This window comes from Xanthomonas albilineans (assembly GCF_009931595.1).
Classification (GTDB): domain Bacteria; phylum Pseudomonadota; class Gammaproteobacteria; order Xanthomonadales; family Xanthomonadaceae; genus Xanthomonas_A; species Xanthomonas_A albilineans.
On sequence record NZ_CP046570.1, the window covers coordinates 3,284,230 to 3,299,712 of the forward strand.

The following is a 15,483-nucleotide window of genomic DNA, read 5'->3' on the forward strand; positions in this document are numbered from 1 at the left end:
GCTCATGCGCCCGCTCCGCTGGAAAAGCCGTCCTGCGCGATGTGCTGGGCGACGTAACCGATGTCGCCAGCGCCCATCATCAGCAGCAGATCGCCATCCTGCAGCACATCCGGCAGCACGCTGCCGAGTTCGACGACCTGCCCGACCACCACAGGCTCGCTGCGGCCCCGCGCACGGATCGCACGCGCCAGCGCACGCGCGTCAGCCCCCGGAATCGGCGCCTCGCCAGCCGGATAGACCTCGCTGAGCACCAGTGCGTCCACTTCCGACAACACCGCGGCGAACGCATCGAACTGATCGCGGGTACGGCTGTAGCGATGGGGTTGGAACGCCACCACCAAGCGCTTGTCCGGCCAGCCGCCGCGTGCGGCGGCGAACACCGCGGCCAACTCGCGCGGATGGTGACCGTAGTCGTCGACCACGCGTACGCGCGCGCCGTTGGCGGTGACCACCTCGCCGAGATCGTTGAAACGCCGGCCGATGCCGGCGAAGCTCTGCAAGGCGCTGGCGATCGCCGCCGGCGTCACCCCCAGTTGCCAACCGATCGCCGCGGCGGCCAACGCATTGAGCACGTTGTGGCGACCCGGCAAGGCCAGCGTCACCGCCGTGCTGCTGCCTTCGGGCATGCGCAAGGTAAAGTGCATGCGCGAACCCTCCTGGACCACGTCCTCGGCGCGCACATCGGCATTCTCGCTGAGTCCATAGCTCATCACGTGGCGCGGCGTCTGCGCCGCCAACGCGGCGACCTCGGGATCGTCGATGCACAGCACCGCCAAGCCATAGAACGGCAGCCGCTGCAAGAATTCGGCGAAGGCGGCCTGGATCCGGGCGAAGTCGTTGCCGTAATTCTCCAGATGATCGGCATCGATGTTGGTAATGACCGAGATCAGCGGGTTCAAGCGCAGGAAGCTGCCGTCGCTCTCGTCGGCCTCGGCCACCAACCACTGGCCGCCACCGAGCTTGGCGTTGGCGCCAGCGGCAAGCAACTGGCCGCCGATGACGAAAGTCGGATCCATTCCGCCTTCGCTGAGTACCGCCGCCGTCAAGCTGGTGGTGGTGGTCTTGCCGTGCGTGCCGGCCACCGCGATACCGCGGCGGAAGCGCATCAATTCGGCCAGCATTGCCGCGCGCGGCATGATCGGAATGCGCTGACTGCGCGCTTCCATCAATTCCGGATTGTCCTCGCGAATCGCACTGGACACCACCACGCAATCAGTGCCGAGTACGTTGGCCGCCGAATGCCCACGCAGTACACGTGCGCCAAGCTTGACCAGGCGCCGGGTCGCGGCATTGTCGGCATTGTCCGAACCGGAGACTTCATAGCCCAAGGTCAGCATGACCTCGGCGATGCCACTCATGCCGGTGCCGCCGATGCCGACGAAATGCACGCGTGGAAACGCGCGCATCAGATCGCCGGTGTCGTGAAGCCGACGGATCATGCGCGGACTCCTTCCGCGCCGGAACACGGAACACGGAACACGGGATCCGAGGAAAGCGCAGGGGCAACGCAACGCGCCTGGCCACCGAAATCGTCTGCTTGCATGCCTTTTTGCTCTTGCTTGTGCTCTTGCCGAGTCCCGAGACGATGGTCCCGAGTCCCGGCTCCACCGACTTCTTCCAGCACGATGTCCGCGATGCGCTCGGCCGCATCCGGCTTGGCTAGGCGGCGTGCCGCTTCGGCCATGGCCAGGCGCTGCGCAGGCTGCGCCAACAGTTCACCCAGCACGCGCTGCAACTGACCGGCCAGGGCATCGTCCTGCTTCAACAGCAGTGCGGCGCCACGCTCGACCAGGTATTGCGCGTTGCGGGTCTGGTGGTCGTCGACTGCGGCAGCAAACGGCACCAGCACGCTGCCGACCCCCACCGCGCACACTTCGGCCAGCGTCGACGCGCCAGCACGACATACCACCAGATCCGCCCAGGCATAGGCCGCCGCCATGTCGCCGATGAAAGCCTCGACACTGGCATCGACACCGGCTGTGGCATACGCCTGCGCCGCTTCCTCGCGCAGCGCCTCGCCGCATTGATGGCGCACGTCGACTCGCATCCCCAGCGCGGCCAGCGCCTGCGGCAACGCTTGATTGAGTACCCGCGCGCCCTGACTGCCGCCCAGCACCAACAACCGCGGCGCACCGTCGCGTGCGGCCAAGCGCAGCGACGGCGCGGGCAGCGCGGCGATTTCGGCACGCACCGGGTTGCCCACCGCTTCCTCATGACGGGCAAAGCTGCCTGGAAAACCGGTCAGCACACGCCGCGCGACCCGCGCCAACACCTTGTTGGTCAGGCCAGGCGCACGGTTTTGTTCGTGGACCAATAGCGGCCGCCTCTGCAGAGCTGCGGCCAGACCACCGGGGCCAGCGGCGAAACCGCCGAAACTGATCACCGCGCACGGCGCACGTCGGCGCAGCACGCCGCTAGCAGCACGGATCGCACGCAACACCCGTATCGGCGCACTCAGCAGGGCCAGGGGCCCCTTACCGCGCAGGCCGGCGATTTCGATGGTGTCCAGTTCGATCCCATGTTGCGGCACCAGCCGTGTTTCCATGCGTCCAGCTGCGCCCAACCACACCACCGGCACGCCACGCGCACGCAGCACCTTAGCCACGGCCAGTGCCGGAAAAATATGCCCGCCAGTGCCACCCGCGAGGATCATCACCGGCGCCGACGCTCCAAGCGTCGATGCAGACATAGGCGTGCTCATCCCAACCTCCCGAAGGTCGGTTCGACACGCGGCTGCATACGGCTGGTACCGCGACCCGGCACACCGGACTGAATCGCCGCAGCAACCGCATGCGCGCTGGCTTCGCGCGCGGCCTGCAGGTCCGCCGCATTGTCCACGGTCTGCTTAATCGGAGCCGCCGCATCGCTACGCACCAGCGCAACCTGACGCTCGGCACGGTTCAACTCGTAGGACACGCGCAATAGCAGCCCCATCGCCAGGCTGGTCATCAACACACTGGAACCGCCAGCGGAGATCAGCGGCAAAGTCAGCCCCTTGGTCGGCAGGATGCCCAGGTTGACCCCGACCGAAACGAAACTCTGCAGGCTGATCCACAGACCAATGCCGAAGGCGATGTAGCCGGAAAAGTGGCGCTTCATCTCCACGCAGCGCATGCCCAACCAAAACGCGCGACCGACCAGCAGCGCATACAGCGCCACGATCAGGCATACGCCGACGAACCCCAACTCCTCGGCGATCACCGAGAAAATGAAGTCGGTATTCGCTTCAGGCAAATAATTGAGCTTCTGCACCGAACCGCCGAGACCGACCCCGAACCATTCGCCGCGTCCCACCGCCATCAGCGCATTGGACAACTGGTAACCGGAACCGAGCTGGTCGGCCCACGGATCCAAGAACGAGGTGATGCGGCGCAGGCGGTACGGTTCGAGGATGGCAATGAAGGCGAACACCGGCAACCCGATCACGATCGGCATCGACATGCGCGGCAAGTTGACCCCGCCGAGCACCAGCATGCCGGCGGTAATGGCCAGCAACAGCGTGGACGAACCGAAATCCGGCTGCAGCAGCAGCAGCGCGACCAGCGCCACCGCCACGCCCAAAGGTTTGAGCATCGCCGGCCAGGTGGCGTTGACCTCGTCGCGGAAACGCACCAGGTAGCTGGACAGCCACACGATGTACAGCACCTTCACCGCTTCCACGGTCTGAAAGCGCGAGATGCCCAAATTGATCCAGCGCCGCGCGCCGTTGACCGTGCTGCCGAGCCCGGGCACGAACACCACGATCAACAAACCGAAGCAGGCCAGCAGCAGCAACTGGTTGTAGTGCTCGATGTACTTCAACTCGGTACGCATGGCCCAGATGGCCAGGCCAACACCACCGGCGAGGAACAGCAAATGCCGGTTCAAGTAGTAGAACGGGCTGGTGGTCAGCTCGATCGAACTGGAGCCGACCATCACGATGCCGAGCGAAGCCAGCGTCACGGCAGCACCGAGCAGCCAGGCGTCGTAGCGCCCGCCGATGGCCTCCAGTCTTGTCGCCTGACGTGCGGTGTCGTTCATCAGCGCACCTTCAACGTCGCCAAACCAATCAACACCAGCACCACCGAGATGATCCAGAAGCGCACGATCACGCGCGGTTCCGGCCAACCTTTCAATTCGAAGTGATGATGAATCGGCGCCATGCGGAACACGCGCTTGCCGGTGAGCTTGAACGAGGCCACCTGGATCATCACCGACAGCGTTTCGATGACGAACACCCCGCCCATGATCACCAGCACCAATTCCTGGCGCACGATCACCGCGATGGTGCCCAGCACCGCCCCCAGCGCCAGCGCACCGATATCGCCCATGAACACCATCGCCGGATAGGTGTTGAACCACAGAAAGCCCAGGCCCGCGCCAGCGATCGAGGTGCAGATGATGACCAGCTCGCCAGCACCCGGAATGGCCGGGATCTTCAGATAATCGGAGAACACGACATTGCCCGAGGCATAAGCGAACACACCCAACGCGCAAGCCACGAACACCGTGGGCATGATCGCCAGCCCATCCAAACCGTCGGTGAGATTGACCGCATTGGAAAAACCGACGATCCACAAATAGGCAATGGTGACGAAGCTGATCCCCGCCAGCGGCAGCGCGATGGACTTGAACATCGGGATGTAGAAGGTGATCGCCGCCGGCACGTCGGCGGTGTAGTACAGGAACAAGCCGGCAGCCAAGCCGAAGATCGACTGCAGCAAGTATTTCCAGCGCGACTTCAACCCGTTCGGGTCACGGCGCACGATCTTGATCCAGTCGTCGTACCAACCGATCACACCGAATGCCAGCATCACCACCAGCACCAACCACACGTAGCGGTTGCGCAGGTCGCCCCACAGCAGCACCGACAGCAACACCGTCAGCAGGATGAGCGAACCGCCCATGGTCGGCGTGCCCGCCTTGGAGAAATGGGTTTGCGGGCCATCCTGGCGGATCGGCTGGCCGCCCTTGAACTGCGCCAGCTTGCGGATCACCGCCGGTCCCAGCCACAGCGACAGGAACAGCGAGGTCAGCGCCGCGAGAATGCCGCGGAAGGTGAGATAGCCGAACAGCCCGAACACGCTATCGAGTTGTCGCAGCCAACGCGCCAGTTCAAGCAGCATGCGGCGCCTCCTCTGCGTGACCAAGCAACGCGCTCACGACTTTATCCATGGCACTGCCACGGGAGCCTTTGACGAGGAGCGTCGGGATCCGGGATCCAGGACCCGGAACCCGTGGGAGTGCGCCATCGGACGGCACACCGGTCTTGTCATGCATCAGCTCTGTTTCCTGCTTTTGATCCTGCTTTTCCCGGGCCACGACAGCGGCCAGATCCCGCTGCAATGCCTCGACCAACGTGGCATGACTGTCGAACACCCGACCGTTGTCGCCAAACGCCTGCGCAGCGTGCGCACTGAGCGGCCCCAGGGCGTACAGCCGTGTCAGTCCGGCAGCGCGTGCACGTGAACCGCCACTGGCATGCAGTGCTTCGGCGCCGGCGCCGAGTTCGCGCATGTCGCCCAACACCAACCAGCGCTCGCCGCCAATCGCTGCCAGCGCATCGATCGCCGCCGCCAGCGAACCGGGATTGGCGTTGTAGCTGTCGTCGATCAAAACCGCGCCACCTGGCAAGGTGTGCGAAATCTGCCGACCGGGCACCGGCTGCACCTGCGCCAGACCGGCAGCGATACGCGCTGGCGCCACGTCCAGCGCCAGCGCCAGCGCAGCGGCAGCCAGTGCGTTGAGCAAGTTGTGCCGTCCCGGCAGCGGCAGCGTCGTCTCCGCCTCGCCCTGCGGCGTCAGCAGCACGAAATGGGTACGGTCCGCGGCCATGCGTATGCGCGTGGCGGTGACGTGCGCACCATGCTGCAAGCCGAAGCGCAGCACGCGCGGCCGCGACGCGGCCGAGAGTTGCTGCTCAAACCACAGACCGAAGGCATCGTCGATGTTGATCACCGCCGTACCATCGGCCGGCAATGCGGCGTAGATCGCGCCCTTGGTCTGAGCCACGCCGAGCAGGCTCCCCATGCGCTCCAGGTGTGCCGGCGCAATGTTGTTGACCAGCGACACACGCGGCGGAGCGATGTCGGTCAGATAGGCAATATCGCCCGGTTTGCCAGCACCCATCTCGTAGATCGCGTAATCGGCGTCGTCTGGCGCGGCGATCACCGCCAGCGGCAAGCCAATCTCGTTATTGTGGTTGCCGGGATTGGCGTAGACGCTGCCGCCATCGAGCCGACAGGCGTACTGTAGGATCGCCAGCAACAACGCCTTGACGCTGGTCTTGCCGTTGCTGCCGGTGATCGCGGCCACGCGCGTGGCGCGACCGCGCTGCATGCCCGCCGCGATCCTCGCCAAAGCCAGTTGCGTGTCGGCAACCACGATTTGCGGCAGTTCGATTTGCGGCAGCCGCCGCTCGACCAGCAACGCGCTGGCACCGCGCATGGCGGCATCGGCGGCAAAGGTATGCCCGTCGAAACGCTCCCCACGCAGCGCCACGTACAGGCTGCCGGCGGCCAGACGACGTGTATCTTGGCTGATCGCATCGATTGCCACGTCATCGCCGTGCAGGTCGGCGTCGGCCCAGTGCGCAATCATCGACAACGGCAAGCGCTTCATCGAACCCCCTCCGCCACGCGTACGCGCAGCGTCTGTGCGGCAACCTCGGTATCGTCGAAGGGATGCTTGATCCCGGCGATCTCCTGATAAGGCTCATGGCCCTTGCCAGCGATCAGCACGATGTCTTCGGCGCCGGCCATGGCGATCGCCGCGGCGATCGCCTGCGCACGCTCGCGCTGCACCTGCACCGTCGTCATGCCGTCGAAGCCCGCCAGAATATCGGCAACGATGCGCTCGCCATCCTCGCCACGCGGATTGTCGTCGGTGACGAAAACATAATCGGACAGGCGCTGTGCGATCGCCGCCATCTGCGGACGTTTGCCAGCATCGCGTTCGCCACCGCAGCCGAACACGCACAGCAACCGCCCCTTGGCATGATCGCGCAAGCTTTGCAGTGCCTGTTCCAGCGCGTCAGGTGTATGCGCGTAATCCACGACCACCAGCGGTTGCGCATCGCGACCGCCGAGACGGTTCATGCGCCCGCGGATCGGCTGCAATTGCGCCAGCGTGGCGGCAATCCTGACCGGCGGCACGTCCAGCGCGTACAGCGCGCCGGCCACGGCCAGCAGATTATCCACGTTGAAACGACCCAGCAAGGGCGATTGCAGCGCATGCCGCTGCGTCCCGACGACCAGGTCGAAACCGATGCCGCGCGCATCCAGATGCAGCGCCTCGGCGCGCACTGTCGCGCCATCGCGGCCACGCGAACTGACGCCGATGCGCCGCAACGCCGGATCCAGTGCATGCAGCAGTTGGCGACCGAACGTATCGTCCAGATTCACGACCGCAGCTCTCAGCCCCGGCATGGCGAACAAGCGCGCCTTGGCCGCGCCGTAAGCGGCCATGTCGCGGTGATAATCGAGATGATCGCGGGTGAGGTTGGTGAACACCGCCACGTCGAAATGCACCGCATCCACGCGGCCTTGATCCAGCGCGTGCGAGCTGACTTCCATCGCCACCGCTTGCGCACCGGCATCACGCAACTGCGCCAGCAACGCGTGCAACGGCAGCACCAGCGGGGTCGTGAATCCCGTCGGCAACACACGACCGTATAAGCCAGCGCCGAGCGTGCCGATACTGCCACTGCACGTGCCCAGCACGTGCCAGGCCTGTGTCAACAGTTGCACGATAGAGGTCTTGCCATTGGTGCCGGTGACCCCGACCATGGTCATCGCCTGCGACGGATGGCCGTGCAGTTGGTCGGCCATCGCGCCCATGCGCGCGCGCAAGCCCGGCACTGCGATCGCATCTGCCGACGCCGGCAGATCGGCCGGTGCTGGCGGCTCGAACAGGATCGCGACGGCACCATTTGCGCGCGCCTGTTCGACGAAACTCAGCCCATGCGCGCCGAAACCAGCAATCGCCACGAAGGCGTCGCCTGGACGCACCGCACGACTATCCATGGCCAGCCCAGACACCTGCACCTCGCGCGGCAGCGCCACGTCCGGCAGCAATTGCGACAAAGGCAGCGCGCGGGTCACTGACGCGTCTCCTGCAACGGCGCCGGCAGCGCTGCCGCCGGCGGCGCGATGGCGCGCACACTCGGCAGTGCGGCATCGACCTCAGCGGCGGCATCCGGCACGGTGGCCGGATCCGGCTCCGTCGGCAACGGCGACGACGCATGCCCGCTCTTGCCGGCGGCCTGCGCCGCCAGCCACGACTGGATGTCGTCCGGCGGCACGTCCATCAGCCGCAGCGCGCCTTCCATCACGTTGTGGAACACCGGCGCCGACACCAGACCACCGTAGTACTTGGTGCCCTGTGGATCGTTGATCACGATGACCGTTGCGAAGCGCGGATGGCTCGCCGGCACCAGACCGGCGAACAGTGCGTTGTAGTGACCGTGCTCGTAGCCACCGGGACCGGTCTTGCGTGCGGTGCCGGTCTTTCCGGCAACGTGATAGCCCAGGATCGCCGCACCCTTGGCACCGCCCTGGGTCACCACGGTCTCCATCATCGCCACCACTTCCTTGGCGATCGCCGGGTCCAGCACCTGCTTGGTTTCCTCGTGCTGGCCCTTGACGAAGGTCGGCGTCACCAACTTGCCGCCGTTGCCGAGCGCGCAATAGGCGCGAGCAATCTGCAGCGGCGTCACCGACAGGCCGTAGCCATAGGCCATCGTGGTCTTGGACGAACCGCTCCAGCGCGCTGGCGACGGCAGCACGCCGGCCGATTCGCCGGGGAAGCCGCTGTGCGGTGCGCTGCCGTAACCGTAGCTATGAATCTGGTCGTAAAACGTCTGATCCGGCAGTTTGGCTGCAATCTTGGCCGCACCGATGTTGGAACTGCGAGTAATCACGCCGGTCACCGTCAACACACCGTTGTTGTGCGGCACGTCCTTGATGGTGAAGCGACCGACCGCCATGTAGCCCGGGTTGGTGTCGATCAAGGTGTCCTTGGTCACCACACCGGCCTTGAGCGCGGTGGAGATGGTCAGCGGCTTCATCGTCGAACCCGGCTCGACCAAGTCGGTGACCGCGCGGTTGCGACGTGCGTCGGAATTGACTCCGGTGACGGCATTGGGGTTGTAGGTCGGCAGATTGACCATGGCCAGGATCTCGCCGGTGACCACGTCCATAATGACGATCGAGCCACCGGCCGCCTTGTTCTCCACCAGCGCGTTGCGCAATTCCTTGTACGCCAGGAACTGGATGCGGCGGTCGATGCTGAGAGTCAGATCCTTGCCCGGCTGCGTCGGCTTGACCAGATCAATACTCTCCACGATCGCGCCCTTGCGGTCGCGGATCACGCGCTCGGCACCGGGCTTACCACGCAACCACTCATCGAAGGCCAGCTCCAGCCCCTCCTGGCCGCGATCATCGATGTTGGTAAAGCCAAGCACATGCGCCATCGCTTCGCCCTGTGGGTAGAAGCGCCGGAACTCGCGCTGCGCGAACACGCCCGGGATGCCCAACGCGATCACCGCATGCGCCTTGTCCGGGTTGATCCGGCGCTTGAGGTACATGAATTCCTTGTCCACCTTCTGCGACAACTTGGCGGTCAACTCATCGACGGGCAGATCCAACGCCTGCGCCAACTGCGGGATGCGGTCGGGATTACGTAGCAGTTCCTGCGGATTGACCCAGATCGATTCCACCGGCGTGGACACCGCTAGCGGTTCGCCATTGCGGTCGGTGATCATGCCGCGCGAGGTCGCAATCGGCAGTTCGCGTAAAAAACGCGCCTCGCCCTGACGCTGATAGAAATCCGTGTTGATCAACTGCACATAGGCGGCACGGCCGATCAGCGTCATCGAACACAACCCCAGCGCGGCACCGACCAGCGCCAGACGACCGCGCAGATTGAAGTTGCTGCGGGAACGGTTGCGACCGGTCTTACTCATGGGCGCACCACCACGATGTCGCCGGTTTCGGGGAACTTCATCCCCAGGCGCTGGCGCGCAATCTGATCGACACGGTTGCTCTCGGCCCAGGTCGCCTGCTCAAGCTGTAGCCGACCGAACTCGATGTTCAGATCGTCGCGGGCGTGCTCCAACTGCGCCAGTTCGACGAACAGTTGGCGATGCCGATGGCGCATGTACACCACCCCGATCGCCGAGGCGATGGTGCAGGCCAACAGCACGATCAGCAGCAGGCGGCTCATGCGCCACTCCTGTGAGACAACGCCGCAACCTGGGTCCCCAACCCCGCCAGCTTCTCCGCCACCCGCAGCACTGCGCTGCGCGCGCGCGGGTTGCCGGCCAGCTCTTCGGCATCGGCCTTGATCGCCCCGCCGTGCAGACGCAGGGCCGGCACAAACGTCTGCGCCTCGGGCAGACGCCGGTTGCTCGGCGGCGCCTTGGCGTGACGCTGCATGAAGTGTTTGACGATGCGGTCTTCGAGCGAATGGAAGCTGATCACGGCCAGACGCCCGCCCGGCTTGAGCCTGGCCAGCGCCGCATCCAACCCGCTCTCCAAATCAGCCAGTTCGCGATTGGTATGGATGCGGATCGCCTGGAAGCTGCGCGTGGCCGGATGCGTCTTGCTATCGCCACGCGGCATCACCGTGGCGATCAACTCGGCCAGTTGCGCGGTGCGGGTCAACGGCTGCTCGGCACGGCGCGCGACGATGGCACGGGCGATGCGCCGGCTCTGCCGCTCCTCGCCGTAATGCCACAACACATCGGCAATCTCGCGTTCGTCGGCGCGCGCCAGCCATTGCGCCGCGCTCTCGCCGGCATGCGGGTCCATGCGCATATCCAGCGGACCATCCTTGCCGAACGAGAAACCGCGCTCGGCCACGTCCAACTGCGGCGAGGACACGCCCAGGTCGAACAGCACCCCGTCCAGAGCGGTCGCCGCATCCCAGTGCCCCAGGTCGGCGAAACTGCCGCGACGGATGGACACGCGCGCGTCGCCGCCGAACGCGTGTTCGGCTTCGGCAATCGCCTCGGGGTCCTTGTCCATCACCAGCAGCCGGCCTCCTGGGCCGAGTTTGTGCAGCACCCCGCGCGCGTGTCCGCCACGCCCGAACGTGCCATCCAGATAGATTCCGTTTTCGATCACCTGCAGACCATCCATGACCTGCGCGAATAACACCGGCACATGCGCTGCCGATGGGTACGACACCGCGAGGTGACCGGCCTGCGCCTGTCCGCGCATCCGGACACCCCGACTCACAACTTCAGATCGAGCAATCCATCGCCCAGATCCTCGTCAGACAGGGTCTGCTGGATCAATGCGCGATGAGCCTGCTCGCTCCACAATTCGAACTTATCGCCCATGCCCAACAGCACGGCGCGCTTTTCAATGCCCACCGCGGCGCGATGGCTCGGCGGAACGGTGATGCGGGCATTGGCGTCCAGCTCCAGTGTCGCGGACGACCCCACCAGCTTTTGCTGCAGGACCCGCACCACGCGCTGGGTATTGGGCTTGGCCATGACCTCGTCACGGACCCGCTCCCACTCCTTCTCCGCATACAGCCACAGACATCCGGCCTCGAACGGGTTGTAGGTCAGCACCAGCCGATTACCGCTCATGCGCGCGACGAGGTCGCGGTATGCGGTGGGAACCGCCATACGCCCCTTCTCGTCAACAGTGATCGCGGTCTCGCCCTGAAACACAGCGCCTATACCTTCTTCGTTTCGATTCCGCCTGGAGCGGTCATTGAACCACGAAAAACCACAAAAAACCCGGTTTCCCCTCAAGCCCCCACCTTAGCAGCGCGCGACCGGTTGTCAACAACTTCCCGAACAACAAATCACCTTCGGGATCAATGTCTTGCGCGACTCTTTAGAGAATTGTTCAAAGCTTATCCACAAGTTACTGTTTCGCATGAAATTTTAATATTGAACGAAAATTCAGCCCCGTGTACGTGGCGTTAAAGCCTCGTGTACACCGCGTTAAGATCATCCCGGCAAACTGCCATCGCGGATCGCCCACTCGTGCGGCACTGCGCAAAGGCAGCACAATCGACCGCATATGCCTGATCGTTCGCGCACCCGGGGTGCAACCCAGGTTGGCGCGTGCGCCTCCACGACGAACGCGACCAGGGCTACGCCACCCGAGCTAGCGCCCTGGTCGCGGTGAACGCCAACGGCTGGAACCACGCGCGTCGGTTCGGGCCGGACAGGAGATTTCCTGGGCAGACGCGACAGAAGAACCACGTCCCAGCGGCATGGACCCGCGATCCGGAAAAGCCGCCACGCCCCACGACCGCGCTGCGGTCGAAACGGCGGCTGATGTAAAAAAGAGGAAGTGGCGGAGCCGGCCGATAAGCCGGGTTCTGTCGTGGACAGTCATTCTTCTAGGCGCACCGTCACCGGTACGCTCGAGCAACCTACCCGGACCCGACGCGGGCCGCGCCATGAGGTCCCTATTTGGTCTTGCTCCAGGTGGGGTTTGCCGTGCCGGTCCGTTACCGGACTCGCGGTGCGCTCTTACCGCACCATTTCACCCTTACCGGCCCCTCGCCACCCCGCTACCGTCGCCGAACGCGCTTGGCCGATGCCGCGCATCGCCAATGCACTCCAGCAGCGGCAGAGGGGTGGCGAGGGACGTAGGCGGTATCTTTCTGTTGCACTTTCCGTCGGCTCGCGCCGCCCAGGCGTTACCTGGCACCTTGCCCTGTGGAGCCCGGACTTTCCTCGGCACCCCGCCGCACCGAAATGCGCCGGAGTGACGCGACTGCCTGGCCGACTCCGCCGCAGGCATTGTCGCATGTAGTTAGGAAATATTTTCCTCATTGCCAACACGCAAGCGCTGGACCATGCCCGCCTCAACCACCATACAACGCCTTGCGCGCCGCGCCGGTGAGTTCGGCGGCCAGCTTGGCGGCGGTGGACGGCGGCAGGTGTTCGCTGAGCTTGGCGTAGACGCGGCGGCCTTCGGCCAGTTGCGCGTCTGCATCGTCGCCAGCGCCCTGCACGATCAACACGAACTCGCCCTTGCGCTGGTTGTCGTCGGCCTCCACCCGTGCGTGCAGGTCGGCCAGGCTGCCGTCGAGCACGGTCTCGAAGAGCTTGGTCAGCTCGCGCGCCATCACCGCCGGACGGGTGTCGCCAAACGCGGCGCGACAGTCGGCCAGGGACTCGGCGATGCGGTGCGACGCCTCGTAGAACACCAGGGTGCGCGCCTCGCCGGCCAGCCGCGCCAAGCGCTCGCGGCGGGCGGCGGCCTTGGCCGGCAAAAAGCCCTCGAAAGCGAAGCGATCGCTGGGCAATCCAGCCACGCTGAGCGCCGCAATCGCCGCGCAGGCGCCGGGAACCGGGCTGACCCGCACCCCAGCCACGCGCGCGGCACGCACCAGCCGGTAACCGGGGTCGCTGACCAGGGGGGTGCCGGCGTCGCTGACCAGCGCCAGCGACTCGCCGCCGCGCAAGCGCGCGACAATCCGCTGCGCCAGCGCCTCCTCATTGTGCTCATGCAGCGCGACCAACGGCCGCTCGATGCCGAAATGCGCCAGTAACTGCCCACTGCGGCGAGTGTCCTCGGCACAGATCGCCGCCACCGACCGCAGCACCTCCTGCGCGCGCGGCGTCAGGTCGGCCAGGTTGCCGATCGGCGTCGCCACGACATGCAGGGTTCCGGGTTGATCGCTCATCTATGGCATCCCATAAGTCAAGGGTAGAATCGTAGCGGTTTTCCCCGGCACGCCCGGCGTGCCCAGCCGAATGGACCAGAAATGAACAAGCGATTCGCAAGGATTCCCGCCCTGTCGTTGCTGGCGCTGCTATTCGCCGGCTGCGCCACCACCAGCGTGACGCCGAGCGCCTCGCCGAGCCAATCGGCCGCGCAAAGGAACCCGGCGCAGCAAACCCAAGCGCAGGCCGCCAGTGCGAGCGGCAACGATCGCAACCAAGCACCGCAATGGGGCGTGGACACCAGCAAGCGGCCGCCGGCCGAACGCGATGGCTACCGCCCACCAGCGAAATTGGCAGTGTTGCTGCCGCTGAGCGGCAACCTGGCCATCGCCGCCGCACCGGTGCGCGACGGCCTGCTCGCTGGCTACTACGGCGAGAGCCGGCGGCGGCCACCGATCGACTTCATCGACACCACCGGCACCCCGGCCGGCGCACTGGCCGCCTACCAGAAGGCGATCAACAACGGCGCCGATTTCGTGGTCGGTCCGCTCGGCCGCGACGAAGTGACCGCGCTCTTCGGACACGGCGCACTGCCAGTGCCGGTGCTGGCGCTGAATCGCGGCACCAGCGCCCCGCCCAGCGGCAGCGCCGGCTTCTCGCTGGCGCCGGAAGACGACGGCATCGCCGCCGCCGAATACCTGTTGGCCCACGAGCGTCGGAATGCGCTGGTGATCGGCAGCAACGACGACAATGGTCGCCGCGCGGCGGCCGCGTTCCGCGAACGCTTCGGCGAACGCGGTGGCAAGATCGCCGGCAGCGTCAGCGTGGCCGAAACGCCCGGCGACATCGGCCAGCAGCTACGCAATGCAGCGGCCGCCGATGCCGTGTTTCTGGCGGTGAAGGGCAATACCGCACGCGCGCTGGCACCACAACTGGCGCTGGCCGGGTTCGCCGGCAAGACCCGGGTGGCGACCTCGCAATTGGTGCTGGGTACCGGCAAACCCGAAGACGATCTGGTGTTAGACGGCATCGCCTATCCGAGCGAACTATGGAACGTGCGCGGCGTCGGCGGCCTGCCGGCGGCGACCAATGTCGCCGACATGCTGCCGACCGCGCGCGGCCCGGCCGAGCGCCTGTTCGCGTTCGGCTACGACGCTTGGCAAATCACCGCCTATCTGGAAAAACTGGCAACTGGCAAGGAAAGCAGCTTGCGCGGCGCCACGGGCATGCTGCATCTGGACGGCTTCGGCAACATCCTGCGCCGACCGGCATGGTCCACCTTCAGCGGCGGACAGGCCACCCCGCTCCCTGATGGAACCTGATCGCCGCCAGCGCGGCAAGGCGGTAGAAGCGGCGGCACGGGCCGAACTGCAACGTGCCGGGTTGCGTCTGGTCGCGGCGAACGTGGCCTTCCGCGGCGGCGAGTTGGACTTGGTGATGCAGCAGGAACAAGGCCTGGTGTTCGTCGAAGTGCGTTACCGGCGCAACGCCGCGTTCGGCGGCGGCGCGGCCTCTGTCGACCTACGCAAACGCCGCCGCCTGCTGTTGGCCGCGCAGTTATTCCTCGCCGCACATCCACAGTACGCGGCATGGCCGTGCCGCTTCGACGTGGTCGAGGCCGAGGGCGAGCCACCACGGCTGACTTGGCTACGCGATGCCTTCCGCGCCGACGACGTCTGACATGCCCGGTTTCTTACCCCACACTGCGGTTGCGCTGGCGCTAAAGACCGCCGCCTTCGCGCCATGGCGGCCCAGCGCGGTCTTGTCGCTGGCAGCCGGCGTCTTCGGCACATGCGGCCTTGCCGCGTCGCTATCCGCACGACGCAGGGCGTGGCAGCCACTGACGCTGACGGTACTCGCCT

Annotated in this window: 12 protein-coding genes, 1 other RNA gene and 1 pseudogene; 2 read left to right on the forward strand and 12 right to left on the reverse strand. The window is 65.7% G+C overall.

Annotated features, from left to right (window positions below; translation table 11 throughout):
- Positions 1 to 2 precede the first annotated feature (2 nt).
- From murC to rsmI, 12 genes are all read right to left on the reverse strand, one after another.
- Positions 3 to 1,439, reverse strand: a complete 1,437-nt coding sequence (murC, locus tag XaFJ1_RS13730) for a UDP-N-acetylmuramate--L-alanine ligase (protein WP_012917283.1) — start codon at positions 1,437 to 1,439, stop codon at positions 3 to 5.
- Positions 1,436 to 2,701: an undecaprenyldiphospho-muramoylpentapeptide beta-N-acetylglucosaminyltransferase gene (gene murG, locus XaFJ1_RS13735; protein WP_012917284.1), complete on the reverse strand. Its 1,266-nt coding sequence runs from the start codon at positions 2,699 to 2,701 to the stop codon at positions 1,436 to 1,438. Before murG ends, murC begins: the two co-directional genes overlap by 4 nt.
- A complete protein-coding gene (ftsW, locus tag XaFJ1_RS13740; RefSeq protein WP_012917285.1) occupies positions 2,698 to 4,020 on the reverse strand; it encodes a putative lipid II flippase FtsW in 1,323 nt (440 codons plus the stop codon). Before ftsW ends, murG begins: the two co-directional genes overlap by 4 nt.
- Complete coding sequence (mraY, locus tag XaFJ1_RS13745; RefSeq protein WP_012917286.1) at positions 4,020 to 5,105, reverse strand: phospho-N-acetylmuramoyl-pentapeptide-transferase; 1,086 nt, start codon at positions 5,103 to 5,105, stop codon at positions 4,020 to 4,022. The genes ftsW and mraY overlap by 1 nt, the downstream gene beginning before the upstream one ends.
- Positions 5,095 to 6,600: a UDP-N-acetylmuramoyl-tripeptide--D-alanyl-D-alanine ligase gene (locus XaFJ1_RS13750; protein ID WP_012917287.1), complete on the reverse strand. Its 1,506-nt coding sequence runs from the start codon at positions 6,598 to 6,600 to the stop codon at positions 5,095 to 5,097. The genes mraY and XaFJ1_RS13750 overlap by 11 nt, the downstream gene beginning before the upstream one ends.
- Positions 6,597 to 8,081 carry a UDP-N-acetylmuramoyl-L-alanyl-D-glutamate--2,6-diaminopimelate ligase gene (locus XaFJ1_RS13755; RefSeq protein ID WP_012917288.1) on the reverse strand — a complete coding sequence of 495 codons (1,485 nt, stop codon included), beginning with the start codon at positions 8,079 to 8,081 and terminating at the stop codon, positions 6,597 to 6,599. The genes XaFJ1_RS13750 and XaFJ1_RS13755 overlap by 4 nt, the downstream gene beginning before the upstream one ends.
- A complete protein-coding gene (locus XaFJ1_RS13760) occupies positions 8,078 to 9,943 on the reverse strand; it encodes a peptidoglycan D,D-transpeptidase FtsI family protein (RefSeq protein ID WP_012917289.1) in 1,866 nt (621 codons plus the stop codon). Before XaFJ1_RS13760 ends, XaFJ1_RS13755 begins: the two co-directional genes overlap by 4 nt.
- A complete protein-coding gene (ftsL, locus tag XaFJ1_RS13765; RefSeq protein WP_012917290.1) occupies positions 9,940 to 10,203 on the reverse strand; it encodes a cell division protein FtsL in 264 nt (87 codons plus the stop codon). The genes XaFJ1_RS13760 and ftsL overlap by 4 nt, the downstream gene beginning before the upstream one ends.
- Positions 10,200 to 11,201, reverse strand: coding sequence for a 16S rRNA (cytosine(1402)-N(4))-methyltransferase RsmH (gene rsmH / locus XaFJ1_RS13770; RefSeq protein ID WP_012917291.1), 1,002 nt, complete (start codon positions 11,199 to 11,201; stop codon positions 10,200 to 10,202). The genes ftsL and rsmH overlap by 4 nt, the downstream gene beginning before the upstream one ends.
- 14 nt (positions 11,202 to 11,215) lie before the next feature.
- A complete protein-coding gene (locus XaFJ1_RS13775; RefSeq protein ID WP_104629902.1) occupies positions 11,216 to 11,671 on the reverse strand; it encodes a division/cell wall cluster transcriptional repressor MraZ in 456 nt (151 codons plus the stop codon).
- A gap of 626 nt (positions 11,672 to 12,297) precedes the next feature.
- An RNA gene (rnpB, locus tag XaFJ1_RS13780) (RNase P RNA component class A) lies at positions 12,298 to 12,741 on the reverse strand.
- Positions 12,742 to 12,816: 75 nt separating this feature from the next.
- Complete coding sequence (gene rsmI / locus XaFJ1_RS13785; RefSeq protein WP_012917294.1) at positions 12,817 to 13,641, reverse strand: 16S rRNA (cytidine(1402)-2'-O)-methyltransferase; 825 nt, start codon at positions 13,639 to 13,641, stop codon at positions 12,817 to 12,819.
- Positions 13,642 to 13,905: 264 nt separating this feature from the next.
- Between rsmI and XaFJ1_RS13790 the strand changes: the two are divergent.
- A pseudogene (locus XaFJ1_RS13790) lies at positions 13,906 to 14,943 on the forward strand (penicillin-binding protein activator); the annotation flags it as partial.
- Positions 14,933 to 15,301, forward strand: coding sequence for a YraN family protein (locus tag XaFJ1_RS13795; RefSeq protein WP_012917296.1), 369 nt, complete (start codon positions 14,933 to 14,935; stop codon positions 15,299 to 15,301). The pseudogene XaFJ1_RS13790 and the gene XaFJ1_RS13795, both read left to right, overlap by 11 nt.
- Positions 15,302 to 15,483 lie beyond the last annotated feature (182 nt).

Coding starts and splice junctions, on each gene's coding strand:
- murC (WP_012917283.1), bottom strand. CDS start 1,439: ATGATCCGTCGGCTTCACGACACCGGCGATCTGATGCGCGCGTTTCCA.
- murG (WP_012917284.1), bottom strand. CDS start 2,701: ATGAGCACGCCTATGTCTGCATCGACGCTTGGAGCGTCGGCGCCGGTG.
- ftsW (WP_012917285.1), bottom strand. CDS start 4,020: ATGAACGACACCGCACGTCAGGCGACAAGACTGGAGGCCATCGGCGGG.
- mraY (WP_012917286.1), bottom strand. CDS start 5,105: ATGCTGCTTGAACTGGCGCGTTGGCTGCGACAACTCGATAGCGTGTTC.
- XaFJ1_RS13750 (WP_012917287.1), bottom strand. CDS start 6,600: ATGAAGCGCTTGCCGTTGTCGATGATTGCGCACTGGGCCGACGCCGAC.
- XaFJ1_RS13760 (WP_012917289.1), bottom strand. CDS start 9,943: ATGAGTAAGACCGGTCGCAACCGTTCCCGCAGCAACTTCAATCTGCGC.
- ftsL (WP_012917290.1), bottom strand. CDS start 10,203: ATGAGCCGCCTGCTGCTGATCGTGCTGTTGGCCTGCACCATCGCCTCG.
- rsmH (WP_012917291.1), bottom strand. CDS start 11,201: ATGCGCGGACAGGCGCAGGCCGGTCACCTCGCGGTGTCGTACCCATCG.
- rsmI (WP_012917294.1), bottom strand. CDS start 13,641: ATGAGCGATCAACCCGGAACCCTGCATGTCGTGGCGACGCCGATCGGC.
- XaFJ1_RS13795 (WP_012917296.1), top strand. CDS start 14,933: ATGGAACCTGATCGCCGCCAGCGCGGCAAGGCGGTAGAAGCGGCGGCA.